Origin of the sequence: Ruminococcus flavefaciens 007c (assembly GCF_000571935.1) — a bacterium.
GTDB classification, from domain to species: Bacteria; Bacillota; Clostridia; order Oscillospirales; family Ruminococcaceae; genus Ruminococcus; species Ruminococcus flavefaciens_F.
In genome coordinates this window covers 124,338-150,344 of record NZ_ATAX01000035.1, presented here as the reverse complement: position 1 = coordinate 150,344, position 26,007 = coordinate 124,338, and the positions used below count along the sequence as shown (strand labels likewise).

Here is a 26,007-nt window from a genome sequence, read left to right as displayed (position 1 = left end):
TTTACATATTCCCTTCTGTATTGATTTTCGGAGGATCTTGCCTCCGTAATTATTATACTGCACATTTTCCACTCCTGCTCATTTGTTGCGCCCGGTTAACCGAAGTTTGTAACAAGCTACAATATTTGTGAATATCTTTGTATGATATATGTTTATATAGATTCAATATGTTCAGTAATCGACGCTGATACGTTAATTTGCACATTTTACCGAATTTGAGTAAAAGTCAATATGCACAAAAAGCAGACCTCTGTAGTGAGGTCTGCTTCGTAAAAATTTCTTTTCAGTCAAGATCAGAACTGATAATCAGCAAAGCTGTTGATCGAGCCGAGGAGGTATCTCTGGATAAGCTCTCCGTCATTCTCATCAACCGTGCCGTCGCCATTTGCATCAGCAGCGATGAGATCGATCTCATCTTCATCGAGAACATTGATGAGGTACTGCTGGATAACAACTACATCGTTCATCATTATCACGCCGTCGCCGTTTGCGTCGCCAACGAGGTGAACTCTTTCTTCCATGCTGTCCTCATACTCAGTGTAGAGTGTGCCGTCGCCGAGGTAATAATTGCCGGTAGCTGTAGCATAGAAGTTCCACTTGAACTGAGCGGGAGTTACAGATGCAGGAACATCAAATGTATCGATGCTTACAACGCCATCATATCTTCTGAGAGCAGAAGACTCAGCGCTGAATACCATTCTGCCCTGCTGAGGCATTTTTGCCGAAAAGCTGTTGCAGGGAAGCTGGAATGAAGAATTGCGCAGTGTAACAGAATTCTTTATTGCAGAATTGAAGTATCTGTCAATGTGAAGGAAATAAACTCTGTCACTGCCTCCGTGCATGATAGTCTCGATCTTGTAAGTATTCTTCTGAGTTGCTTTTGCAGCGCTTGATGTAATAGCGTTAACTGTAGGAAGTGCGCATACTACTGCTGCTGAGATTGCTGCTGTGATTCTTTTGATTGACTTTTTCATTGTTAATAATCCCTTTCTGAAAAATCATTATTTGCCGGATCTCCGTCCGACAAGTATATTATACCAGTCATTTATTGCTGCTGCCCATTTGTTGCGCAAGGCTTACAACAATTTGTGGTATATTACAAAAACCAAAGGGATTATTTAATGATATATGACATATATGATATTTATATATCAACGCTGATACGTTAATCTGAGCTATAAAAACGGCTTTATACAAGCTCCTTCACCATAAATACGTCCGCTTTCGCATTGTCATTGTACCTTTCCGTGTTTACAAAGCCGAACTTCTCATAGAGTTTCAGAGCATTCTGATACCTCGACATCGAATCAAGCAAGATTCTCCTATATCCGTTCTTTTTCGCATATTCCACCGCCTCGTTCAGCAGCCTGTAACCCAGCTTCCGCCCCTGATACTCCTCGTACAGATAAAGGCATTTCAACTCACAATTATTGCTGTCCAGTTTTTTCACAGCAACTGTCCCTATTATGTTTTCACCGTCAAAAAGACACAGGAACAGTTCAAAATTCCCTTTTATATCCTTATATTCTGAGTGCCTGCCATCTGGCTCGAAGGGCTTTCCGACCTGTGGGAACACCTCTGCAAGAAAATCCGTCACCTTTTCGCTCATATCTGTCGTAAACGTCCTTATCTCCATTACTTTTCACCGCTTTCTATCCTTTTACCGCCGAAGGCATGGATAGTCCTTGTCCCTGCCCTGCAGCTTCCGCCCTGAAGGGCGCCTCTGGGTATGAAAAGCTCATCACCTGCATGGAGCACTGTAGCTTCGCCGTTTACAGTAACGGTATACTCCCCTTCGATACACACCATGTACTCGTCGTAATCATGGATATGCTCCTTTGAGACCCGGTCAGCATTACAGGTCCAGAAGGCCATCTGACTCCCGTCAGCGGCAGTATAGTAGCAGCCCTCTATATCGGGAGTATTCTGCTGCTCCGCCGGCACCTTATTGGCTTCTCTTTTCATAAAATCCGGGAAATTCCCCATAATCAGCACTTCCTTTATAATAATCTTCTGCTGCAAACAGCAAAGCCCGAAAGCTGTTCTCTGAACTCTTCCGGGCCTTATTTGAACCATTACATCTCAGCTGCTGCAAGGGACAAGCTGCTCATCGCAGAGGTCCTTCCGCATAACGCGGCGCAGCCTCCGTAAGGCTGTATTTGGTTGGAGGCTGCGGATCTTCAGGCGCTTTTGCACCCATACCGCAGCCAGCCGTTAAGAGGGTTGATAAATCGGCTGATGTCATTACGCTGCCAGACACCGCCTCTTAAATCCTTGAAAATACTTCTCCTATCCTTTCACATATGAGAAGCTCGGCGTTCTTATCCATCTGGGTAGGCGCCATATTTATTATCACAAGATGCTCTCCGCGGAAATACCTTATAAGACCTGCGGCAGGGTATACATTCAGCGATGTGCCGCCAATTATGAGAGTATCCGCAGAAGCAATGGCATTGACCGCTCCGCTGACCGTGCTGTCGTCAAGAGCCTCCTCGTAAAGCACCACATCGGGCTTTACTATGCCTCCACACTCGCACTTGGGCACTCCCTCGGAGTCAATTATATACCTGACATCGTAGAATTTTCCGCATTTCGTGCAGTAATTGCGCAGAACACTGCCGTGGAGCTCATAGACCTTCCTGCTGCCTGCTGCCTGATGAAGTCCGTCTATATTCTGAGTGATCACAGCAGAGAGCTTTCCCTCCTTTTCAAGCTGAGCAAGCTTCAGGTGGGCAGCATTTGGCTTTGCGTCAAGGCAGAGCATTTTCGCCCTGTAAAAGCGGTAAAACTCCTCTGTCTTACTCATAAAGAAGGTATGGCTGAGGATAGTCTCGGGAGGGTAATCCCACTGCTGGCTGTAAAGGCCGTCAACGCTTCTGAAATCGGGTATACCGCTTTCCGTAGAGACTCCCGCACCGCCGAAAAATACGATACTATGGGAATTGTTTACTATTTCCGCAAGCTTTTCGATATTGTCCATGGCTCAATCTCCTATAACTTTAACGAAGAATTTTCTTGTTCTCGGGCCGTCAAATTCGCAGAAGTAAATATCCTGCCATGTTCCGAGGAGGAGCTTTCCGCCGGTTATGATAAGAGTCTCGCTGGCGCCCACTGCCGAGGATTTGATATGAGCGTCCGAATTGCCCTCCGCATGGCGGAAGATCTGAAGATCGGGAAAGAATCTGTCCATGCCCTTAATGAAATCGGTCTGTACATCGGGATCTGCGTTCTCGTTTATGGTTATTGCCGCAGTTGTATGCGGACAGAAAACTATACATATACCCTCAAGCACACCGCTTTCCTTTACAGCTTCGCTGACTTCATTTGTTATGTCAACAAGTCCCTCGGCAGGAGTGCTGAGTTTAAAATTAAAAAGCATTTATATCAATCCTTTCATAAAATCAAGATCTGTTTCAGGGCTGAAAGCTTCGGACAGCCTGCGGCACAGCTCAAAGAACATAGTCAAAGTGTCCTGCAGGCTCCATGATCTACGTCCTTTCCGCATAGTATTTGCAGAAGTAATTCAGCGGACATTCTCCGCATTTAGGCTTTCTCGCATTGCATATATCCCGTCCGAATTCCACCGTCCTGTGGCAGAAATCCGAAGACTTTTCCGGAGGGATCAGCTTTGCAAGATCCTTCTCCACCTTTGCGGGCTCCTTGTTTTTAGTGAGTCCGAGACGTCCCGTGATACGTATGCAGTGGGTATCCGTAACGATGGCTGGCTTTCCGAAAACGTCACCCAGCATAAGGTTTGCCGTCTTTCTGCCGATACCCGATAATGTCAGAAGTTCCTCCATAGTATCGGGGACCTCGCCTCCGAAGTCATTGATGAGCTGACCTGCCATCTCCTTCAGGCTCTTTGCCTTGGTATGATAGAAGCCGCAGGGCTTTACGTCCTGTTCCAGTTCCTCAAGATCGGCATTTGCAAAGGCTTCAAGAGTGGGATACTTTTTAAATAGAGTCTTTGTGACGATATTTACCCTTGCGTCTGTACACTGAGCCGCAAGCCTTGCAGCAAACATGAGCTCATAGGGCTTGGAGTAATCAAGGGTACATTCTGCATCGGGATAGAGCTTTTCAAGCTCCTCCGCAGCCAGTGCTGCGATCTCCTTCTTTGTCATTCGGAAGTCTCCTTCAGTTTTTTCTGCTTTTCGAGAATATCGTCATACACTCTGTACATCTTCTGGACCGTGTTTTCCAGGAAATAGTAATGCTTGATGTAAAACATGAGCAGGACCAGTATCATGGTCACGAGAATGAGTACGGGTATATTAGATGTAAACACCAATACGGCTATGAATATCGCAAGTATCAGTGCGAACATCATGGTCACCAGAAAATGAACTATCCTTTCATGCTGCATAAAAGCTATCTTATCTTTATGCTCCGCCATGATCTCGCCGAGCTCCTCTGCTCCCGTACACTTTTCGAGCCGTTCCTGAACGTATTTCATATAATTAGTAAGATATTCGGTCATTTTCTCACTCTCCATGAACAAAGTAAACGAAACTCTAAAGAAATTATACACCTTTTTGTTTATATTGTCAACATATAACCTGTGAATGAGATGTAAATATTGATTTTGGCTTTAAGAATTATTATTTAAGCTGAATTTAAGTCAATTTTGAGCTTTTTGCTGTAAAGCAGCAGCCGTTCATTGTGCGTACATACGAAATTTTATGCATAAATGGAAACTTTTTGTTACGATCATTGATTTTAGCTAAAAATAGCACTATAATTAAAGTACAGGAAAGCTTTGTTCAAAAAGGAGGATATTAAGTATGAAAACAGAAATGATAAAAAAAGCGGGCGCTGCACTGATGTCTGCTGCAATGGCCATCAACGGTGCATTATACAGCGCTTCATACGTAACTGCTGCTGACGCTCCGGTAAAGGTGGAATTTGAGAGCGCAAAGATCTCAGGGGATGTCACTGTTGAGAAGGACTCTTCCGCCAGCGGCGGTTCGGCTCTTAAAATGACTGACAGCGGAACCATAGAGCTGACAGTAAAGGTCGACCAGTCGGGGCCCTACAAGCTGACATTCTATGCTTACGGCATAGGCAGCGACAAACAGCAGAATCTCTCGGTAAACGGCACATCACAGGGTGCCATAGGCATCCCTCAGGGAACGGAGTATACAGCCATAGCTGTGCCTGCTGTCATGCTGAAGGCAGGAGACAATAATATCGTCATCGAGAAATCCTGGGGCTGGTCTCAGTTCGATTACCTTACCGCAGAGCCTATGGACGCCGTAAAGGTCAAAGCAAAGCAGATAAAACCCTGCGATCAGCTGGCCACGGTGGAGACTCAGAGCCTTATGGCTTACCTCTCCGAGGTTTACGGCAAGCACATAATCTCCGGACAGCAGGAGATATATAGCGGCGGACCTCACGGCCTTGAGACCGAATTCGAGTACCTCAAGAACACAACAGGTCACTATCCGGCTATCCGGGGCTTTGACTACGGCAACTTCTGCTGCCCTCTCTACGGCAGCGACGACGGCTCCACAGACCGTATCATCGACTGGGTAAAGAATAAGGGCGGTATCGCCACAGCTTCCTATCATCTCAATGTTCCCAAGCAGTTTGCAAACTACACTATAGGCACAAAGATGGACTGGTCACAGACCACATATACAGCCAAGGATACAGATTTCTCTCCCTCAAAGGCCGCAACGGAAGGCACCAAGGAGAATGAATATTACCTCTCCACGCTGAAAACTCTCGCCAAGGAGTTCAATAAGCTTGAGGCACAGGGTATACCCGTTATCTGGAGACCTCTCCACGAGGCAGAAGGCGGCGGCGGTGAGAATGGCTCATGGTTCTGGTGGGGCAGAGAAGGCTCCGCAGCCTATAAGAAGCTCTGGATATACACATACAATACCCTCACGAATGATCTCAACTGCCACAACCTTATATGGGAGTGGAACAGCTATAACTTTGATACCTCAAAGGACTGGTACCCCGGCGATTCTTACGTTGACATCATCGGCTACGACAAGTACAGCTGCACCGACTGGTCAACAGGCAGCGCAAGGTACTACCACAATGACAGTCCCTTTGCTTCCACATTCTACGGTATCATGGATAAATACGACAGTGCAAAGATGATCTCCCTTGCCGAGAACGACTGCTTCTCGACTCCCGAAAAAATGCAGGAGGAGGGCGCTGCATGGCTTTACTTCTGCACATGGTACGACGGAGGCTCGGATACTACAGACTTCCTGTCAAATCCCACCTTCAACACCAAGGAGGACACTATCGCCATGTATCAGAGCGACTACTGCATAACTCTTGACGAGCTCCCTGCAAACCTCTATCAGCGCGATGACGTTACTCCTCCCGATCCTTCCAAGACAACAACCACTACAACGACTACCACCGATCCCAATTTGACTACCACCACAACGGCTTATAAGTTTGAGATACAGAAGAAATCCGTAACTATTCCCGACAAGCCCGCACTTGCAATAGGCAAGGAGATGCAGATCAGCATCACAGGCGCTCCAAACGCTTCTTTGGGCGGTGCAGTAGGCTTCGGTACAACTGCAGACGACTGGAAGAACATAGAGTGGAAGGGCACCGCCGACAAGGACGGAAAGCTTACGGTACACGTTGATCTCAATGAAATGCCCGACAACTTCAAGACCTGCGAGGTACAGGTATGGTGGTCCAATACATGGGACGCTGCTTCCGAAAAGGCTATAGATCAGCCCTATACTATCGACAGCTGCGAGTTCCATTACCTTATGGGCGGAGCTCTCGAACCCCTCTGGGGCGACGCAAACTGCGACGGCACAGTTGACCTTGCAGACGCTATACTCATAATGCAGGCTCTTGCAAATCCCGATAAGTACGGCGAGAACGGAAGCGACAAGCATCATCTTACCGAAACAGGCAAGTTACAGGCAGACGTTGACACCAATACCAAAGGACTGACGGGAGACGACGCTGTACTTATACAGGAATACCTCCTGAAGAAGGTCACGACCCTCTCTCCCTTTGAAAAATGAGCAGTCTGAACACAGATGATAATCCCCCCATCATCGGTCAGTAACCATATAGAAAATCAGCCCCGAAGTGATACAGTATCGCTTCGGGGCGTTTTCTTTGTTTTTGTTTGGTGATCTGATTCATTATATACGCTTAAATGAGTCAAACCATTTTTCGATATAATTATTTTGTTCTTTCGTATCGGGAAAAGAAGTCATATCACAATGATCCCAGATATTAACTATATCCTTTGTCAACGCCTGCTTTCCCAATTCCACAAGGTATATCCTAGAAGTATATGACATCATCCCGGATTGATTTGCATTTATAAGTGAACCATTGCATTTTAATCCAAAACCAATTTTCAGCAGCTCATCTCTTAGTTTTTGATAAGCCGCAAGATAACTATCTGCTTTTTCTGTTATAGTGTTTTTTCCGACTGAGATTTCAAGGATAATATCATCGGATGTATCGCCTTCGTCGGCATAAACCGTACCTTTTATTTCGGAAGCACTATTCATATCATACAGTATGACATCATATTTCTCCACATTATCACCTCTGAATAACAATTTGAGTCAGTAACAATTATAGCACAGCCTTATCACAGTGTCAACAGTCCCCGAAGTGCTTCTGCGGCATTGCAGCTTTTCAATTCACACTTTCCGTAAATGTATCTATGACAGTTTTTCCGTCTGCCTCATAGACCTTCAGGACCTTCGGCTCGTATCTGCCTTCTCTTTTTGCCTTTTCGTACTCAAGAGCCTCCTCGGGATTCCTGATACCGTCATCAAAGAGCTCGCTTTTATAGACATAACCCTCATTGCCGTTATCTCCGATAACAGCTATGAGTTCGGGCATATCTTCGGGATAAGCAGCGTCGCTGTCCTTTCCGTAGGTCTGACCGTTTTCATTGGTAGAGTATTTAAGCTTTCCGGACTCGGCAACAGAGGTCATATCCTTATCGATGTACAGGATAGCCCTCACCTTTTTTGCCTCATCGTCAAAGGCTATCTCATGGACTGTCATATACGAGGTACATTCTCCGCTGCTGTTATTGCCGATATATTTAAGAATAGTTCCCGTAGCACTGTCAACATAGAACTCAAAGTCCGAAACTCCCAGCTTTTCACCGTAGTCTCCGCCGAGACTTCCCTTTATCACAACACATTCCCTGCCGATATAATCCTCTGTGCCCTCAATGTGCCATCCGTCAAGGTCTGAGAGAAAGCCGAATATCATTTCCTGATTGCAAAGGCAGTCATGAGCATAGCGGACATTCGTGCTGTCCTGCCTGTATGCCCAGTGATCCGTTTTTGCTTCATCGATGATATGTCTTTCACTATCGGGGATATCAAAAACTTCTTCTGCTCTTTTTTTAACGCTGCCCGTACCGTAACCATAAGGATAATCATGCTTCTTTGTTATGAAATCATAAGTATGAATGTTCTCGCCGTCGCTGTACTCCAGGAAGTTGCTGATCGTATCCCCCTCAGCCGACTCCTCGAGCAGAGAGATCACCACATGGCTGTAGGAGCGGCCAGAGATAAGATCAGTCTGGAATTCCACTTCATTTACGGTGCCGAACTTATTATCCGACTCGGTCAGCTTTCCCGAAGCCCTGTCGTAATAGTCTATACAGTTGAGCATTTTGAAATAAACGCCCTTCTGAGTGGACATATCGTATTCCTTCAGGTCTTTTCCGTGCTTCTGCAGCGCTTCCGAGGAGGCCTCTGTCACGTTCTCTGAAGTGACCTCCTCAGCAGCCGAAGTCACAGTGACTGTCTCTGTATTCACATTGTCAGCGGGAGAAATATTCTTGTCCTGTCCGCGCAAAACATGGAGAGCAGCTGCTGTTCCGAAAAACAGCATGGCAGCTGCCGAGACTATGCTCGCAGCAATTTTCCACTTAGGCCTGCGGTACTGCTCAACACCGCTTACCTGTGCCTCACCGTCACGCAGCTCCGCAGCTCCGCAACGCTCCAACAGCCTGCCGCAGAGCTTTTCCTGCTCTCTGCCGTCAAGAGCGCGATAATCCGCGGCAAGCCTTTCAACGGTCTGCTTGTCCGCATTATCAAATAAACTAAGATCAGGTTTTTTCATAATGACCTCCGTTCAGATGGTTATATCCTTATCGTCAAGAAGCTTCCGCAGCTTTTTCAGTGCTCTGCTGCTGCGGACTCTTATCATCATAGGCGAGAGCTGTACCATTTCCGCAATATCGGCAGCCTTCTGCCCATAGAAGAACTTCTGCATAATTATAGTGGAATCAGGCTCGCCGAGACTGCTGATGAGATCAAGGAGCATATGTCTCCTTTCATTGTTCTCGGCGTTATCCGTAATATCCTCGTCAGAGGGTATCGCCGCCGAAAGCTCGTCGCTCAGCTGTACGCATCGGTTCTTTCTGCACAGACTGCGGTACATATTTGCCGCTCTCCTGTAAGCAACAGTGCCTATAAATCCCTTTATATCCTCGGAAGAAGCAGCGCTCTCATCGTACGAGGAAAAGACCTCATAGAATACCTCAATAACGCAGTCCCCGACGTCCTCACGGGTGCCGCAGCAGCGCAGGCGGTTGAACACTATGGTATAGACGTAGTTGACGTACTCGTCATACAGCGCCCGAACAGCGCTGTTCCTGTCTTTTTCCAGCAGCAGTCTGTATTCGCTGTGAGTCATCTGCTCCCTCCTTTCTGTGATATGGATCCATTCATATACATATTCACCGGAGCTGTCATAAACGTTGCACATCTGCATAAATATTTATCATTTAACTATATTCACCGCAATATAAAATCAGGCGGATACCTCACTGTGAAGTATCCGCCGTAGTATTATCCATTGTTTATTCTAGCGTTTATGTACTCCTCAAGAAGATCTACGGTCTTGTCAATACCGAGTCTGGAGCTGTTTATGCTGAGATCATAGAGTCTTGAATCACCCCAGTGACCTTCGCAGTGATAATTGTGATAACGCTTTCTCTTGCGGTCTTTTTTATCTATGAAAGCCTTTGCCTTGTCCTCCGAAAGATCGTAGATAGCCATGACTCTCTTTATCTTTTCGCTCATATCTCCGAGAATGAAGAGCGAAACGAGGCATTTGAAATCACGGAGCTTTGTTTCCGAGCAGCGTCCAACAACTACGAAGGACTCACCGCTGAGAGCTTTTTCCCTGAGAAAGCTGAACTGCATCTCGGCGATATTGTCCTCGATGGAGTTGCTGTAACCGTTGACTCTGCGGGAGAGAATGTGGTTCTTGGGCTTTTCGTTGTATTTCTCGATCTCTTCAGGAGTCAGACCTGTCTTGTCAGCGATCTCCGTAATGAGATGACGGTCATATATAGGGATATTGAAACGCTTTGCGAGCTGCTCGGCAATAGCCTTGCCGCCGCTTCCGAATTCACGACCTACTGAAATAATGACCTGTGGCATAAGTATTCCTCCTTATATAATATCTGTTTGGATTATTATATCACAAACGTGACCGTAAAGCAATAAATACGGAAGATTTTTCTGCAGCGCATCAGAGATAGCGCACGAAGAGGTAAACCGTTGAGATTGTAAGGACAATTACAGTTGCAGGAGCAAGCTTCTTGCAGTATTTGCCCCAGCCGATAGGATAGCCGTTCTTCTGTGCCACCGATGTGCCCACAACGTTTGCGGAGGCTCCGATAGGAGTAGCGCTGCCGCCGATGTCGGTACCCATAGCCAGTGACCATGCCAGAGTAGAGATCGGTACGCCCGATGTCTCCGCAAGGCTCTGTATAACAGGCACCATTGTAGCTGCAAAGGGAATATTGTCCACGAAGGCGCTGGCGATAGCTGATACCCAGAGGATAATAGCGATCATGAGCATTACATTTCCGCCGCTGATGTCGCCTATGAAGTTTGCGATAAGCTTGAGTATGCCTGTTTCTTCAAGTCCGCTTACGACTATGAAAAGTCCGATAAAGAACAGAAGTGTCTTGTAGTCCACCTTCTTGATGAGCTCGAGAGCGTGCTTGCCGAAGGCGATAAGAGTTACAGCTGCAATGAAGATACCTATGCTTGCAACTGTAAGATGTGTTGTAGCATGAGTAACAAGAAGTATTACAGCCATAGCAAAGATGATGCAGCTGATAATGAAGTCCTTCTTGTTTGTGATAGCCTCCGAGGGCTTGGGGAACTTGCTCATATCAACAGGCTCGTGCTTGCCTCCTGTGATCTCCTTGCGGAATGCAAAGTAAAGGAAGAGGACAGATACGAGCAGTGATATAGCCGCACAGAGTCCTGTATTGGAAAGGAAATCAAAGAAGGAGAATCCCAGGGATGTACCCACGATGATATTCGGAGGATCTCCGCACATCGTAGCCGAACCGCCAAGGTTTGCGCAGAATACCTCTGAGAGTATCATAGGCACGGGATTGAATTTGAGAAGTGAAGCCAGCTCTATCGTAACAGCTGCCAGGAACATGATAACGGTTATACTGTCGATGAACATTGAAAGTACAGCCGACATCACCATGAAAGTGATGAATATAGGCACTGTTTTGCATTTTACCATGTAAGCTATCTTCATGCAGAGCCATCTGAAGAAGCCCGCCTTGGCCATGCCTTCCACCATGACCATCATTCCTGCGATGAACAGGATAGTTGCCCAGTTTATACCCTTGCTCTCACTTTCCGTGACCTGATACCAGAAATCCTTGGTAATAAAGCTCCTGATCGCAAGAGTGTCCATAATTGCGCTGCCGCTGCGCATACATATACCGAATACCACCACAAGCGTAAGAATACCGCTGCCGATGGTGACTATATGACGTTCTATCTTGTCCAGGACTATCATAACGAACATCCCTATGAAGATAACAACGGCAAATATCTGTGCTGCTGCCATATATTAACCTCCAAAAAAGCAAAATTTGCTTTCTTATTTAAATAAGAAAACGCACTATTCCGAATTATAGCACAATTAAAAGCCTAATTCAAGGCAAAAATTGATTTTTTTCCGTTCTTGTTAATTTTTGGTCAATCTGTTCCCATTTGTCAAATAAGTGTTAATTTTTTAGTAAGACTGTCAAGAGGTATTGCAAAACTCAGAAATATATGGTATAATAATATATGCTGTAAGACTAAAGAACTTATATGAGGTTCATGTGAACCTATAATTCAAGTTTCGGAAAGAAAGGGTTATATGCTTAAATACATACTGCTCGTAGCAGGCTTCGTCCTGCTTATCAAGGGTGCCGACTTCTTCGTTGACGGCAGTTCGGCCGTCGCCAAACGTCTTAAGGTTCCCTCACTCATCATAGGAATGACCATCGTCGCCATGGGCACCAGCCTCCCCGAGACCTCGGTAAGCGTCAGTGCCTCGGTGCTGGGCAAGAACGACCTTGCCATAAGCAACGCCGTGGGCTCCAATATATTCAATCTCATGGTGGTGTGCGGAGTCTGTGCGCTGCTGTGTCCCATGGTCATAAGCAAAGTCACTCTGAGAAAGGATCTTCCCTTCTCCGTAGGTGCCGCAGGCGTTCTTCTCGGACTTGGCGCATTCACAGGTATAGTACAGCGCTGGGGCGGAGCTGTACTGCTTGCGCTTTTTATCGTATTCCTTTATATGATGATAAGCTCGGCAAAAAAAGCCCGCGCCTCGGGAGAGCTTTCCGAAGAGGATGAATATAAGATAATGCCCGTGTGGAAATGTCTGCTCTGCATTACCGGCGGAGCCGCTGCCATTGCTTTAGGTGGAAAAATTGTAGTGGACAGTGCTTCGGATATTGCCCGCGCCTTCGGTATGTCGGACAACCTCATCGGCATGACCATAGTTGCCCTGGGAACCAGTCTTCCCGAGCTTGTGACCTCCATAGTCGCCGCAAGAAAGGGCGAAGTGGACATGGCACTCGGAAACGTAGTAGGCTCCAATATATTCAATATACTCTTCGTTCTCGGCATAGCAGCAACTATATCGCCCATAGCCTTCACTATGAAAAACACGGTAGACGCAACAGTCCTCATAGCCATGAGCCTTCTGGTGCTTCTGCTCTGTCTGCCTAAAAAGAAACTGCTCCGCTGGCACGGAGCTCTCATGCTTGCGGTATACGCAGGCTATACAGCTTATATCTTTGTCAGATAAGGGGGATTTACTATGAAATGTGAGACCTGCGGCTCAAAGCTCAGCGGAATGCAGCCTAACTGCCCTTTCTGCGGTACTCCGGATCCGCAATTTGTCAGGAGATACGGTGCTTATCCGCCGCCACCGTCGCAGCGTAATATACCGCCTCAGAACATTTACCGTCCTCCCTATCAGCCCATTATGCCCACTTACAGCAAGGAGAACGAGCCCGCTGAGGCAGCTATCATCATATTCTCGATTATCTGCCCGCTGGTAGGCTTTATTTACGGACTTATAAGCCTCAGCCACGGCGAAATACGTGCGGGCAAAACATATCTGGCAGTTTCGGCTATTACATTCGCAGCATTCATACTTTTTATCGTCCTGATAGCCTTTATGGCAGCCGCACTGACCTGAGACGACTATAAACAACATATAACAGGAGGATATAAATATGACTTGTCCCCACTGCGGAGCATCTGTTTCCAATCACGAGAGACAGTGCCCTTACTGCAATTCATTCCTTGAGACCAAAACAGATGACATTCCCAACTCGGCTTTCGAGGCAAGAGGACAGCAGACAAGACCGATGTTTCAGGCTCAGGGACCTGACACACCGCAGCCGTTACTTATCGTACTATCACTGATGATACCTTTTTTCGGCATCATACTCGGTGTAATTCACACATCAGGAGGCCACCCGAAAAGCGGAAAGCTGTATATAATACTTGGCGCGCTTTCATTTTTCCTGATATCCTGCGGTACCTTCCTGCTGCCGCTAGCGTTTTCGGCATTTTCCGTATTTTCAGCATTCAAATCATAACAAAGAGCCCCGTTTTCACATGAACGGTCCTGATAAAGAAGCATATAGCAATACAGAAAGCCCCTTCTTCCGAAGGGGCTTTGTCAATAACTGTTATAAATACCTTATCAGCTCATCAGAATTCGAGCTCGTCAGTGATCTCGATAGTGTTGATATCAGCCGCTACGAACTTATTTCCCGAGAGCGCATATACATAGTCGCCTATATAAAGAGCTCTGTTGAAGCCTCTGTCGATCCTGTAGTCATCAAAGTCATTCTCTGCTGAAATATCGCCCTTATGAACGAATTTTCCGTCCTCAAAGCTGAAGAACTGATACTGAGTATATGAGGTATAGCCGTATCCATCACTGTAAGGATCAAAATCATTCTTTTCAATATATAGCGGGACACCGATAAGGTTCTTTTCGGGAGCTATCAGGAGACACTTTCTCTGGCTTACAGCATCTGAACTGTAGAATACACTTACATTGGTATCATCGCCGTAATCATTATTCCAGGTATAGACATCGGCAGCCTTTAAGTTATTGGGATCCGAGTTGTCGAACATGGTCATTCTCAGACCTGTAAGCCTGCCGTTGTCGTCAGCGTCCTGACCGAAGCCGAAGAGGAGCCCATCTCCCCAGCTCTGCATATAAGTGCTGAAGCCGTTGATCTTGAACTCGTCAAGCACCTGAGGAGATGCGGGATCACTGAGATCAACTGCATAGAGAGGATCTGTCTGACGGAAGGTAACTACATAGGCCATATTTCCGCTGAAGCTTGCAGACCTGAGCTGCTCGTCCTCGCCGAGACCTTCCACCTTGCCGACAAGCTCCATATCCATATTGAGAACATAGACTCTGCTATCGGTCTTCATGCTGCGATAGGTATAATATCCGTCCCCTCTGTTTGTGAATACTCTGTCCAGAAAGTCTTCGATGCCGCTCTGCTCATCGGAATACTTGTGGTAATCCTTCTCAACCGCGGTATAGGTAGCAGCCACGCGGAAGTAGCCGTCGTATTCGCTCATGGAGAACTGATCCTTAACGCTGCCATTGATATTGCAGCCTGCCTCGGGAACAATATCTCCGCCTTTTATGGAGATACGTGTGATATCTGTTGTATTGGAACCATCGTATTTTTCGGCTGCTGTATAGAGATTATCGGCGGAGCAGTAGATACTTCCCGAATAACCTGCCAGCGTCTTTATGTCATGAGCCTTGGGAGCGCCCGACTCGTTCAGGTCAAGGCTGCCTATAACTGAGTATGAGAGCCATTCTGTCGAGCCGAAGCCGTCCTCGGGAAGGAGTATATCCTCGGGCTCCACAACATCGTAACAGCCGCCTATTCCGCAGCTGGGCACGTACCTGTTGGTATTGGAGCTCCTCTTTATCTCATCGAATCTGACGGTGCTGGTATTTGTTATAAGGAGCATATAACCGTCAGGTGATATCCTGACATCGCTGAAGCTTCCGTCCTGCTGATATACGTCTATGAGCTGAGGATCATCGCCTGTGGAATAGAATGCAACAACAGTGCGCCGCTCATAATATCTTGAGTCGCTGTCATTTATATCATAGTATTTCATACCGCTGTCGCAGCTGCATATTACAGCTATCATATCATTATAGATATACATATCCTCGGCAGTTAACTCACTTCCGGCATTATCTTCAACGGCATCGATGATATCTATGGATCTGCTGGCTGTGAATTTTCCGTCCTTAACGTCGGCTATACGGAGCTTCGGAACATAGTTATAGCCGTTTTCAAGCATATTTGAAAGATAGTAGATATGCTTCCCGTCGGTCTTTACAATATCGGATTCGAGAACATCCTGTTCCTGATGGTATGTGTCGGAATATTCGGGATCCTTCTCCTGATCGGGCTCTGTCTCGGGCTCAGCAGTTGTCGGTTCTTCAGTTACTGTAACGGATTCTGTGGGATCCTCTGCGGGATCGTCAGCGGGCTGAGGTTCGATCTCGGGAATGTTGGGCTCGTTATTAATGTTATCGCTCTTAAAGCCGTTCATCTCTTCGGCAGCAACAGTAGGAGCCTGAACATAATTCTTTGCCTCATCTGCTTCTTCGACATAACCCCCTTCTTCATCAGTGATCGCGCTGACCGTATCCTCCACAGCATATTTCTTGTTATTTATTCCGAAGAAGCCTTTGGTACTTTTCCTGCGTTCCTTTTCAGCCTTTTTTGAAGCCTTTTCAAACAGCGTATAGACCTGATCGTAGTCCTTTGCGCCGCTCATATAGCTTTGCTGCTTCCTGAGCACCTCATTTCCCGACTCTTCATCAGCGGCAGATGTGGTGCCTTTGGAGACATTTTCATTGAATCCGGATGTACTTTCTTTATCAAACTTTCCATTGTTCAGTCCGTAAGCAGCCGTTCCGCCGATGACAGCACAGGCTGCCGCAGCAGCTGCGATACGGTTGGTTACGGCAATACCGTTTCTCTTTTTCTGAGGGGCTTTTTCATCAAGCATCTTCTTTATATTCTCGGGCTTGAGCCTCTCCGGAACAGGCTCTGAATTGAGCTGCTCTCTGAGCTTATCGTCATTGTTCATAATTATTCTCCTTTCGGTTCATATTTCAGGAGTTAATTCCAGTCTTAATCTTTCCTTTATCCTTGTGAGCTTTGAGCGCACAGCGCCGGGCTTCATACCGCATATATCGGAGATCTCTCCGCTGGTATAGCCTCCAAGCACCGACATTGACAACATCAGGCGAGACTCGGGATCGAGCCTGGCCACTGCTTCTCTCAGCTCTACGGATTCAAAGCTGAAGCTGTCAGTAAGACTGCTGTTTTCATTAAGTTCCTCGGAAGGCTCGAAATACGAGCGCTGCTTCCTCTTGATCCTTACAGCGAGTATAGACATTATCCAGCTCCGGAATTTTTCGGGGCTGCGCAGTTTTTTTATTGAGCAGAACGCGTCCAGTACGGTGTCGCTGACGGTATCGGCAGCATCGTCGGGACTGCGCAGACTGTACAGCGCTATATGATAAAGGTCTTCATATACAGTGGAGTATAGTCTTGCAAAAGCTTCCGTATCACCTTCACGGGCGAGTCTGACGTCTGCTGAAAAGTCGTTCATGCGAATCCCTCCTTTGAATTCGAATTCATAACATAAGTGTCATAAAAGCGGCAGATTGCTGCACAAAGCACAAAAAATCAGCAATTTGCACAACTTCCGTTTCCTCTGATTGTACGTTATACCGGTATAAAAATATTAAACCGTCAAAAATGCAGTTTTGGTGGAAAAAACGCAGAAAAGTTCATTGACAATTTTGAATAATTAATGTATAATGAAGTTAACTTCTACTGATATATCCGATTTACAGGCTTTTTCACTATAGACGCTGCCGCCTTTTCGGAATATCGGTAACACAGGGGTGGGAAACTTGATCAAGAAAAAAAGAATGATCTTCGGCGTTGTGACAGCAGAAGCAAACAGTATCGAACAGCGTCAGATCATAAAAGGGATCGCAAGATTCGATCAGTGCGTAGGCATAGACACCATCATTTTTTCCAACAACTACAATCCCAATGTAAAGGAAAAGGAGCTCTTCTGTGAAAACAAGATCTACGACCTCATTCTCTCGGACGAGATAGACGGTCTGATCGTTACTTCGGAATCCTTCGTAAACGAAGAGCTCAGAAAAAATATCGCCGATTACATCTCACGGAAAACTATTCCCGTAGTAATCGCGGGGACCTATCTCCCCGAAATGGATCTGCCGAACTGTACCTTCATCAATACCAGTGATGAAAACGACATTGAGGATCTTACGGATCACCTCATCGAAAAGCACGGATTCTCAGAAATAGACATAATTACAGGCCCTGCCACAATCGAAGCTTCAAATCTGCGTGTCAACGGATACCGCAGGTCACTGGAGAAGCACGGTCTGGAATATGACGAAAAACGAGTGATCTACGGCAACTTCTGGATGAATTCGGGCGAAGAGCTGGCAGAGCGCTACCACAAGGGCGAGCTGAAGCTCCCCCAGGCTGTTGTCTGCACCAATGACTATATGGCTTACGGTCTTATCGACCGTTTTGACGAGCTGGGCATAAAGGTCCCCGATGACGTCACCGTTGTGGGCTATGAATTTGTCGGCGACCGCTTCATGCACACGCCAATACTCACTACATACAGGCGTAACCGCGAAAGCATAGGCGAGGACGCCGCAAATATGGTATACAGCCGCTTAAAGAACAGGGAATTTCTCTTCTCTCCCCCTCAGGGCGAGATAATCTGCGGCACCAGCTGCACCTGCGGCATCGACAGAGATATGTATACCCAGGAGCTGAAAAGCGCAAGGATGAAAAGAGAATACGACAACTGGAACCTCTTCAATCCCCTTGACCAGAAGCTCACGGAATGCAGGACTCTCAATGATTTCATTGATATATGCGGTACCTTCCACTGGCAGGTCAGGGGCATACAGAGCTTCTATCTCTGCCTTTACAAGAACTGGTACGACAGCGATGCCGAGCTGGCGGATATTCTCTCCTGTCAGAGCATGGTGAGCTGGGATGACAGATCGCCATTTGATATGCAGAAGTACAACTTCGCAGCTCTTCTTTCCAGAAATTTCGAGCCTGCGGTATACTACTTCAATCCGCTGTTCTTCAATGACAGGCTCTTCGGTCATCTCATACTGAAGTATCACGATCCCGATACCTATGATGATATTTACCGCAACTGGCTCAAATCCGTCTCAAACGGTCTTGAGTTCCTGCGCATGAAGAACGATATACAGTACCTTACCCAGTGCCAGAACCTTTCCGACCTCCGTGATACCCTCACGGGTATGTACAATGATACGGGCATGAGAAAGGCTTACCACACCCTCGACATCGAAAACCAGCAGTGCTGTCTGGTTATGATGAGGATAGGCATATCCAATGCAGGCTTCTATGAGCTCAGCGGTAAGATACCAGCCATAACAGACGCAGCCGAGGCTGTTACGCAGTTCTGCGGAAGCAGCGACATCTGCGGCAGGATAAACGACAATACCTTCGCCTGCATAATACAGGGCGAAACCGATATCGTTCTGCTGGAAAACAGGCTCAATTCCATTATGCTGCAGCATAATATCTACATAGACCAGTACGGGCTGGACTCCTTCGTATGCGCAGCAGTAGAGTGCAGCGAAAAATCCTATACCAAGCTCACGGGACTGTGCTCGGATATACTTGCTGACCGCCAGCGCGAAAAAATGGAGATGCGTATGCGTCCTCACTACGAGGATATGCTGAATATACGCAGCTATATCTACAGCAACCCACAGGACAGCTTTGAGTCCGAGAAGCTCCAGAAGCTCTATCCCTACAGTGCAGGACACCTCCGCGAGGTATACAAGAAATGCTTCGGCGTCAGCATACACAAGGACTGCATCAATGCCCGCATGGCAAAGGCTACCTACTGCCTGACCGTTACTCCCCTGAGTATGGCCGAAATAGCCGAGCAGTGCGGATATGTTGACAGCAAATACTTTCTTCGCCAGTTCCTGGCTACTGTGGGAGTCACTCCCAACCAGTACCGTAATATGGCAAAATAAAAAGCTGCTTCGGGCGGCCGGGTCAGTTACGCACAGAGGAACATACCGTTTGTTCCTTTGGACGTAACGTACCTGAGCCGCCCTTGTTTATTGAGTACAAAGCAAGGCACCTGTATTTGTATGTTATCACAGTACAGGTGCTGCTTTTTTGTCTTGTCAGCTGTTCGGTATACATTATAATAACAGCTCATAGCCTCCCACAGGACGCACCGTCAGCACGTAACAGCAGCCTTCGCCGAATATGCGCTCCATTTCCGCAGCATAGTCCACTGCAAGATAGCCGGGCACAAAAGCCTGTATCGTCCCTGCGAAGCCCCCTCCGTGAACGCGGACGGCTCCGCTGCCTCCAAGGAAACGCTTGCTGAGCATTATGCCTAGCATGAGAGGCTGATCCTCGGGCTTTCTCACGGTATACAGGTTTTGCAGCAGTTCCGCCGAGGAAATGCCCGATTCCTCCACCAGCCCGAAAAACCGCTCTGTATCGCCATCCGAAAGGGCTCTTGTCTCCTCGGCAGCCCTGACATTTTCAGCGAAGAAATGCGCAGCACGGAGCAGTGCCCTGTCCGTGCAGGTGTTCCGCAGCTGAGGGATAAGCCTGTAAAACTCCTCCTCGTCAGCCTCCCTGAGACAGCTTGCTCCCATAGCGTCGGCGACCTGCTGCATATCTGCCGAAACAGCGCTGTAATCCTCGGAAAGATCTGCATGACTGCCCTTTGTATCGGTTATGCAGACCGAGTAGCCTTCCTTATCGAAATCAAAGTCCACAGAGGTTACGACAGGAGCCGAAGGATCCGCAAAATCCACAGCTACAAAGCCTCCTGCGGCACAGACCATCTGATCCATAAGTCCGCAGGCCTTGCCGAAATACACATTCTCCGCGAACTTGCCTATCGCCGCCAGTTCTGCGGAAGAAGCCCTGCCCTCATTATACTTCTCGTTGATGATAAAGGCTATGAGTACCTCAAATGCCGCCGATGAGGACAGACCGCTGCCGCTTTTCACTTCTGAGGTGACATATGCGTCAAAACCGCCGATATTAACTCCCATTTCCGTGAATTTTGCGGCTATACCGCGTATAAGCGCAGCTGAAGTTCCCTTCTCGGCGTCATTGACCTCAAGGGCACCGAGATCGATCTCGTCGGTCATATAGCCTTCCGATTTTATGCGGATAACTCCGTCATCCCTGAAAGATACTACAGCTATCATATCAAGGCTGACAGCTGCAGCAAGAACGCAGCCGTGCTGATGATCGGTGTGATTTCCGCCTATTTCCGTCCTTCCCGGAGCGGAATATACGTGTATCTCCTCACAAAGGGGACAGAACCGTGAAAATCCCTCTGCGGCACTGAGATAACGCGCTCTTGATCTCAATACCGCTCTGTCCGACGCTCCGTAGAGCCTTCGCAGCTGATCGTCAAATCTTCCCTCCGAGATACCGCTTATCAATCCGTGAATATCCATAAATCCGCCTCCTTTTTAAGTCATCATTTAAGCTTGCGCTGCCTGCTCATAAGCAGATATTTTCTTATAACAGGTCTTGCGTCCTTCATTCTCAGCGGCAGTCCGTGACCGGTGGCCAGCCATTCAGGCGAAATGTCCAGTATCCTTTCAAGGGAACGCTCCATTGCTGCAGGAGAGGCCGCATGAGGTGTAATATCGGGCTTGCCCCATATAGCCGTAAAGGCATCACCGCAGTAGAGAACGCCCTCGGACAGTACCCCTACCGAGCCGAGAGTGTGCCCGGGGAGAGGAACAGCCTCCGCATTGAAGCCCAGCTCCCTGAGTATGCCTGTATTTCCGCTGCTGAGGTATATGTCGGGAACGTAGGGACGCGTGCTGAAAAGATTCATTCTGCCCATGAAGTTCTGCTGTGCGTTGCGTGCCCTGTATCTTGGGGAGGTAGCCTTGACGGGTTGTCTGCCGTAGTGTCCGATCAGTTCTCTGTCCCGTTCTCCGAGAAGTATCTCAGCTCCGGTATCGCGTCGCAGCCTGACGGCGTTGCCGTCGTGATCCACATGGGCATGGGTAAGGAGGATGTAGCGTATATCGTAGTCACTGAGGTACTCGGCCAGCCGTCTGCGCATAAACGGAAGTCCCGTATCTATGAGCATATCGCCGTTTCTGCCGCGGAGCACATAACAGGTCAGCGGATCGCCGATGTAAGTGCAGAAGTAGTGTATATTGCCGTATCTTTTGTTTTGTTCTGTGATTATCCTCATTTTCTTCCCTCCGTTTTTATTTCATTATACACCCCCGCAGACGCCTCAGTCTATAACTTTATGTAAACTTTGATATGTAGAATATCACCGTAAAAAATAGTGCATTTTCACGAAAATATGCGATTTTTTATTTAGCTATTGACTGACGGCTGAAATTACTGTATAATTTAATTAATCCATAAACTAAATTTTAATCAAGGAGTATATTATGGCGGATATTAAAATAATCGGCAGCAGTCTTGCTGCCATACCATGGCAGGACAAGCCTGCAAACTGCCCGGCTCCCGTGTGGAGATACAGTGAAAACCCCATAATCGGCAGAAATCCGCTCCCGGACGTAGCAAGGATATTCAACAGTGCCGTAATGCCTTACGGCGACGGCTTCATAGGAGTTTTCCGCGGCGAACAGCGCAACGGTATACCGAATATTTACCTTGGCAGAAGCAGCGACGCCCTGCACTGGGAGTTTGAGCCCGAAAAGATACTCTTCACAGACGAAAACGGCAAGCCCTTCATGCCTCTGTACGCTTACGATCCGAGGCTTGTAAAGGTGGAAGATACATACTACATAATGTGGTGTCAGGACGCATTCGGTCCTACCATCGGCGTTGCGAAAACCACGGATTTCAAGCACTTTCAGCGCCTGGAAAATCCTTACCTTCCCTATAATCGCAATGCCGTCCTCTTCCCGAGGAAGATAAACGGCAATTACGTCATGCTGTCCCGTCCCTGCGACAACGGACACACGGCCTTCGGCGACATATTCCTTTCGGAAAGTCCTGATATGTTATTCTGGGGACGCCACCGCCATGTAATGGGAAAGTCCGACAACTGGTGGGAAAACCTCAAGATAGGCGGCGGAGCTGCGCCCATAGAAACGAACAAGGGCTGGCTGCTTTTCTACCACGGAGTAGTCAACACCTGCAACGGCTATGTTTACAGCATAGGTGCAGCCATACTTGACATTGACGAACCTTCACGGGTGATCCACCGCTGCGAAAACTATATCCTCGCCCCCGAGGAATGGTACGAGGAACGCGGCTTCGTTCCCAACGTTTGCTTCCCCTGTGCAGCTCTCACCGACGCCGATACAGGACGTATCGCCATATATTACGGCTGTGCCGACAGCTATGTGGGAGTCGCATTCACAACAATAGACGAGCTTTACGAGTACATACTCGCCCATGACAAGCTCTGGGAGGGCGACGATACTCCCGGCAGAAGATAAGAAAAGAGCCTTCGGGATACTCCGGAGGCTCTTTGTTTTCAGCGGTAACGGCTGCCGTTATTGTAGTTGTTCATACCATAGCCGTTGGTGCCGTTATTGTAATTATTGGGATAGTTATTGGGCTGGCCGTTGTAATTGTTCGGATAATTGCCGCCTGCGGGACGGTTATTATAGCCGTTGGGATAATTATACGGCATATTTCCGTAATTGCCTCCATAGCCGCCGAAGGCCTTCTTCTTGTCTTTGCTTCTGCATACAAGCACCATGATAAGCGTCATTATCGCACCAAATATTGCAGTATAAAGTATAACGCCCTTATAGAAGCAGAACCTCTGAACAGTTACCTGCGCCTTGCCCTCCTTAACCTCAACATGCTTTGAAGTAATGGTCGCAAGACCGTAGCTGCGTTCCGTGAGACTCTGGTCATTCTGTGAAAAGTCTGCCTTTTCCATGTATTTCTTTGCAATCCTGTCAGACTTTCGCTCACCGAGGTAGGCGTCCTTCATCTTCTTATAGACGCTGTAGCCTGAATTTTCCTTGTCTTTTTTATAAGAGCCCTCTTCGTTGTAGAGATAGACATTATCTCCCTTTACGATCTCTCCGCTGCAGGGACAATCGAATTTTTTTATCTCATTCCCGCCTGCATCGAGAACAGTAAATGATGCGGGATGTACAATAAAGCTGCTGTCAACGGAATATGAATCCATCCTTATCCTCACATCGTCGTTTTTTTCCAGAATATCATATAACTCCGATGCACAGTCAAGCTTGATCAGCTCATTTATATCCAGAACACCGCAGCTGTGTCTGAAATAATCAAGTTTTTCACCCTTATCCTCATATACAACGGAAAAAATTCCCTCGGATAAACCATTGGTGCCCTTTTCGTCCCAGAAAATATTTGATATGTCCACATTAAAATTCAGGAACATGAAGGTGAAATAGAATTTGGCATCATTCCTCAGCCGCTCACTGCTCAGCAAAGAACGGGTGGACAGTCCGCTGAGACCGTTGAGCTTGTGTTCTTCATCGACCTCCTGCAGAACAGGATGTATCATCATCTCTTCTTTCATCGAGTAGCCTGTCATAGATCCTTCCAGTATTCCGACACCAACATTTTTTACGATGAGTGTTCCCACAAGATTCACCATAAAGAGTATCACTGCCATAAGAATAAGCCAGATAAGAGTTCTTTTAAGTATTTTCATAGCATCAAATCTCCTTTTAGGTCTCCCCATAATATCATAGAGTTTATTATATATTATTTTCTCTGTAAAGTCAATATTTTTATTTTCGGTTCTCTGAACTCAGAGCTTTCCTTCGTCATTTTTACTAAGGGGTATTCCGTCAAATTGATGAAAACCTCAAAAATTTGTTGTGAATATGCACAAAAACTAAAGTTGAAAATTGTCCGCTATGTGCTATCCTTGCGAATTTTGCTGTGTTATTCTTCATTTCCGCAAAAAATACTTGCAGTTTTTTGTGTAATATGATAAAATATAGTGATACTGGAAAATGACAATAAAAAATAAAGGATACTATTTAAAAGGAGAAACATATGGCAAAGATAAAAGCTGCCGTTATTTTTGGCGGAACTGCCCGTGAGCATCAGCTCTCACTGGCCTCTGCCGCCGAAGTGATAAGCAGCATACCAAGAAATAAATATGAGGTGATCTGCATAGGCGTCACCAGAAAGGGACGCTGGCTGTACTTCCCCGGAGATGTGGAGGATATCGCCAACGGCACCTGGGATCAGGATCCCGACTGCACCTCTGCTATCATTTCGCCCGATCCGCTGCACAGAGGCCTCATCACCATTGAGAACGGAGAGATCTCACTGAGAAAGATAGATGTGGTACTTCCCCTCCTCGTCGGAAAAAGAAGCGGCGACGGAACCGTTCAGGGACTTCTCGATCTTTCGGGCATCCCCTATGTCGGAAGCGGAGTCCTGGCTTCGGCTTCATGTGCCGATAAATCCCATACTCACATGGTAATGGACGATTACGATATAAAGACCGCCGAATGGAGAGTCATCACCCAGCGCGAGATCAATCGTATAAACGAAAGATGCGTTGAGATCGCCGATGAGCTTGGATTCCCCCTGGTGGTAAAGCCCGCAAACAGCGGAAGCAACGCCGGAGTCAGCATAGCTGACAACGCAGAACAGTTCCTCACCGCAGTAAAGGTAGCTTTTTCAAACGATAACAAGGTAATAGTTGAGAAATACGTCAGAGCCCGCAAGCTGGAAGCTGCGGTATTCGGCTACGAATCCCCCGTATGCTCCGCTATCGGCGAGATAAAGAACTCCTTTGCTCCATATGATCCCAATAACTTCAACGTCAGCACAGGAGACGACCTGATAATTCCTGCGGATATATCCAGAGAGGAAGCAGAAAAAGCCTCTCAGACCGCCGTCAAGGCCTTCAAGGCACTGGGCTGCCGCGGACTTGCAAGAGTTGACCTCTTCCTCACAGAGGACGGTGAGCTCCTGCTCAACAAGATAGGCACTACCCCCGGCCTGAGACGTAACAGCGTATTCTCCAGACTCATGGAGGATCTGGGGCTCTCCCACGAAGAGCTCATAGACAAGCTCCTCGAACAGGCTATGGACAATGCAGACAGGACATACTGAGTCTGCAAAAACGTAAATTAAGGAGACTGCTTTGAAAAATAACGTTTTGATCTCACTTACGAGTATCCAGTGGCAGGAGGACGAAAAGAACGAGACCGAGCTCCTCACGAAAGCCCGCCATATCCGTGAAAACGGCTGGGACATAATTTCCTATGAGGATACATCGGCAACAGGCTTTGAAGGCTCCGTTACCACCATAAAGGTGGATGACTGCCGCAACGCCTCCATCACCCGTGAAGGCACTGCAAATTCTGTCCTCTCCCTCGAGATAGGACGCAAGCATTTCTGCCAGTACGGTACTCCCTACGGCAACCTTCAGATCGGCGTATACACTCACGCTATCGAGAATACCTTAGCCGAAAACGGAAGGCTCTACCTTAAATATACTCTCGACCTCAATTCCTCGTATCTTTCGGATAACGAGATAATCATGACAGTACAGGCTCAGAACTGAGCCGTAAAAG

25 protein-coding genes are annotated in these 26,007 nt (G+C 47.3%); 8 read left to right on the top strand and 17 right to left on the bottom strand.

Going from position 1 to position 26,007, the window contains the following annotated elements; all coding sequences use genetic code 11:
- Positions 1-293: 293 nt before the first annotated feature.
- The 7 genes from RF007C_RS14600 to RF007C_RS14570 all read right to left on the bottom strand — a co-directional run bounded on the left by RF007C_RS14600 (position 294) and on the right by RF007C_RS14570 (position 4,480).
- Positions 294-974 (bottom strand): dockerin type I repeat-containing protein, encoded by a 681-nt coding sequence (locus RF007C_RS14600; protein ID WP_037301069.1) that lies wholly within the window; start codon positions 972-974, stop codon positions 294-296.
- 215 nt (positions 975-1,189) lie between these two features.
- The gene (locus RF007C_RS14595; RefSeq protein WP_051456697.1) at positions 1,190-1,636 is read right to left on the bottom strand and encodes a GNAT family N-acetyltransferase; all 447 of its coding nucleotides are present in this window, start codon (positions 1,634-1,636) and stop codon (positions 1,190-1,192) included.
- Positions 1,636-1,986, bottom strand: a complete 351-nt coding sequence (locus tag RF007C_RS14590) for a cupin domain-containing protein (RefSeq protein WP_019680758.1) — start codon at positions 1,984-1,986, stop codon at positions 1,636-1,638. Before RF007C_RS14590 ends, RF007C_RS14595 begins: the two co-directional genes overlap by 1 nt.
- A 280-nt stretch (positions 1,987-2,266) precedes the next feature.
- On the bottom strand, positions 2,267-2,980 hold the full coding sequence (locus RF007C_RS14585; protein WP_037301068.1) for an NAD-dependent protein deacylase: 714 nt from the start codon (positions 2,978-2,980) through the stop codon (positions 2,267-2,269).
- A 3-nt stretch (positions 2,981-2,983) separates the two neighbouring features.
- On the bottom strand, positions 2,984-3,379 hold the full coding sequence (locus RF007C_RS14580; protein WP_019680760.1) for a secondary thiamine-phosphate synthase enzyme YjbQ: 396 nt from the start codon (positions 3,377-3,379) through the stop codon (positions 2,984-2,986).
- Positions 3,380-3,488: 109 nt separating this feature from the next.
- Positions 3,489-4,124: an endonuclease III gene (gene nth / locus RF007C_RS14575; RefSeq protein WP_037301066.1), complete on the bottom strand. Its 636-nt coding sequence runs from the start codon at positions 4,122-4,124 to the stop codon at positions 3,489-3,491.
- A complete protein-coding gene (locus tag RF007C_RS14570) occupies positions 4,121-4,480 on the bottom strand; it encodes a hypothetical protein (RefSeq protein ID WP_019680762.1) in 360 nt (119 codons plus the stop codon). Before RF007C_RS14570 ends, nth begins: the two co-directional genes overlap by 4 nt.
- A 304-nt stretch (positions 4,481-4,784) precedes the next feature.
- Here RF007C_RS14570 and RF007C_RS14565 point away from each other — a divergent pair, with 304 nt between their 5' ends.
- Positions 4,785-7,016, top strand: coding sequence for a glycosyl hydrolase (locus tag RF007C_RS14565; protein ID WP_037301064.1), 2,232 nt, complete (start codon positions 4,785-4,787; stop codon positions 7,014-7,016).
- Positions 7,017-7,139: 123 nt separating this feature from the next.
- Here the strand turns inward: RF007C_RS14565 and RF007C_RS14560 are convergent, their stop codons facing one another.
- The 5 genes from RF007C_RS14560 to RF007C_RS14540 form a co-directional block, all read right to left on the bottom strand.
- Positions 7,140-7,547 (bottom strand): hypothetical protein, encoded by a 408-nt coding sequence (locus tag RF007C_RS14560; RefSeq protein WP_037301061.1) that lies wholly within the window; start codon positions 7,545-7,547, stop codon positions 7,140-7,142.
- A gap of 100 nt (positions 7,548-7,647) precedes the next feature.
- Positions 7,648-9,099 carry a hypothetical protein gene (locus tag RF007C_RS16705; protein ID WP_051456696.1) on the bottom strand — a complete coding sequence of 484 codons (1,452 nt, stop codon included), beginning with the start codon at positions 9,097-9,099 and terminating at the stop codon, positions 7,648-7,650.
- A gap of 12 nt (positions 9,100-9,111) precedes the next feature.
- The gene (locus RF007C_RS14550; protein ID WP_037301132.1) at positions 9,112-9,675 is read right to left on the bottom strand and encodes an RNA polymerase sigma factor; all 564 of its coding nucleotides are present in this window, start codon (positions 9,673-9,675) and stop codon (positions 9,112-9,114) included.
- A 155-nt stretch (positions 9,676-9,830) separates the two neighbouring features.
- A complete protein-coding gene (locus RF007C_RS14545; RefSeq protein WP_019680767.1) occupies positions 9,831-10,427 on the bottom strand; it encodes an AAA family ATPase in 597 nt (198 codons plus the stop codon).
- A 91-nt stretch (positions 10,428-10,518) separates the two neighbouring features.
- Positions 10,519-11,871: an SLC13 family permease gene (locus tag RF007C_RS14540; protein ID WP_019680768.1), complete on the bottom strand. Its 1,353-nt coding sequence runs from the start codon at positions 11,869-11,871 to the stop codon at positions 10,519-10,521.
- A gap of 297 nt (positions 11,872-12,168) precedes the next feature.
- On the opposite strand from RF007C_RS14540, the gene RF007C_RS14535 reads away from it, so the two are divergent.
- The 3 genes from RF007C_RS14535 to RF007C_RS14525 are packed head-to-tail and all read left to right on the top strand — an operon-like array spanning position 12,169 to position 13,909.
- Entirely contained in the window at positions 12,169-13,107 is a 939-nt protein-coding gene (locus tag RF007C_RS14535) for a calcium/sodium antiporter (RefSeq protein WP_037301059.1), read from the top strand.
- 12 nt (positions 13,108-13,119) lie between these two features.
- Positions 13,120-13,503 carry a hypothetical protein gene (locus RF007C_RS14530; protein ID WP_037301056.1) on the top strand — a complete coding sequence of 128 codons (384 nt, stop codon included), beginning with the start codon at positions 13,120-13,122 and terminating at the stop codon, positions 13,501-13,503.
- Positions 13,504-13,540: 37 nt separating this feature from the next.
- Positions 13,541-13,909, top strand: a complete 369-nt coding sequence (locus RF007C_RS14525; protein WP_037301053.1) for a zinc ribbon domain-containing protein — start codon at positions 13,541-13,543, stop codon at positions 13,907-13,909.
- Between the two features lie 115 nt (positions 13,910-14,024).
- Here RF007C_RS14525 and RF007C_RS14520 read toward each other — a convergent pair whose 3' ends face one another.
- Both RF007C_RS14520 and RF007C_RS14515 read right to left on the bottom strand, forming a co-directional pair.
- Entirely contained in the window at positions 14,025-16,463 is a 2,439-nt protein-coding gene (locus RF007C_RS14520) for a beta-propeller domain-containing protein (protein WP_037301051.1), read from the bottom strand.
- Between the two features lie 18 nt (positions 16,464-16,481).
- Positions 16,482-16,991 (bottom strand): RNA polymerase sigma factor, encoded by a 510-nt coding sequence (locus tag RF007C_RS14515; protein ID WP_019680773.1) that lies wholly within the window; start codon positions 16,989-16,991, stop codon positions 16,482-16,484.
- Between the two features lie 307 nt (positions 16,992-17,298).
- Between RF007C_RS14515 and RF007C_RS14510 the strand changes: the two genes are divergently transcribed.
- Positions 17,299-19,464, top strand: a complete 2,166-nt coding sequence (locus tag RF007C_RS14510) for a substrate-binding domain-containing protein (RefSeq protein WP_242836312.1) — start codon at positions 17,299-17,301, stop codon at positions 19,462-19,464.
- Between the two features lie 174 nt (positions 19,465-19,638).
- Here RF007C_RS14510 and RF007C_RS14505 read toward each other — a convergent pair whose 3' ends face one another.
- Positions 19,639-20,925, bottom strand: a complete 1,287-nt coding sequence (locus RF007C_RS14505; RefSeq protein WP_037301048.1) for a galactokinase — start codon at positions 20,923-20,925, stop codon at positions 19,639-19,641.
- Between the two features lie 23 nt (positions 20,926-20,948).
- The gene (locus RF007C_RS14500) at positions 20,949-21,683 is read right to left on the bottom strand and encodes an MBL fold metallo-hydrolase (protein WP_037301045.1); all 735 of its coding nucleotides are present in this window, start codon (positions 21,681-21,683) and stop codon (positions 20,949-20,951) included.
- A 208-nt stretch (positions 21,684-21,891) separates the two neighbouring features.
- Here RF007C_RS14500 and RF007C_RS14495 point away from each other — a divergent pair, with 208 nt between their 5' ends.
- Positions 21,892-22,911 carry a glycoside hydrolase family 130 protein gene (locus tag RF007C_RS14495; RefSeq protein WP_037301044.1) on the top strand — a complete coding sequence of 340 codons (1,020 nt, stop codon included), beginning with the start codon at positions 21,892-21,894 and terminating at the stop codon, positions 22,909-22,911.
- Positions 22,912-22,949: 38 nt separating this feature from the next.
- On the opposite strand, the gene RF007C_RS17825 is transcribed toward RF007C_RS14495, so the two are convergent.
- Positions 22,950-24,119, bottom strand: a complete 1,170-nt coding sequence (locus tag RF007C_RS17825; RefSeq protein WP_037301041.1) for a hypothetical protein — start codon at positions 24,117-24,119, stop codon at positions 22,950-22,952.
- 350 nt (positions 24,120-24,469) lie between these two features.
- On the opposite strand from RF007C_RS17825, the gene RF007C_RS14485 reads away from it, so the two are divergent.
- Positions 24,470-25,543, top strand: a complete 1,074-nt coding sequence (locus tag RF007C_RS14485) for a D-alanine--D-alanine ligase family protein (RefSeq protein WP_037301039.1) — start codon at positions 24,470-24,472, stop codon at positions 25,541-25,543.
- Between the two features lie 31 nt (positions 25,544-25,574).
- Positions 25,575-25,997 (top strand): DUF1934 domain-containing protein, encoded by a 423-nt coding sequence (locus RF007C_RS14480; RefSeq protein ID WP_019680780.1) that lies wholly within the window; start codon positions 25,575-25,577, stop codon positions 25,995-25,997.
- Positions 25,998-26,007: the final 10 nt, after the last annotated feature.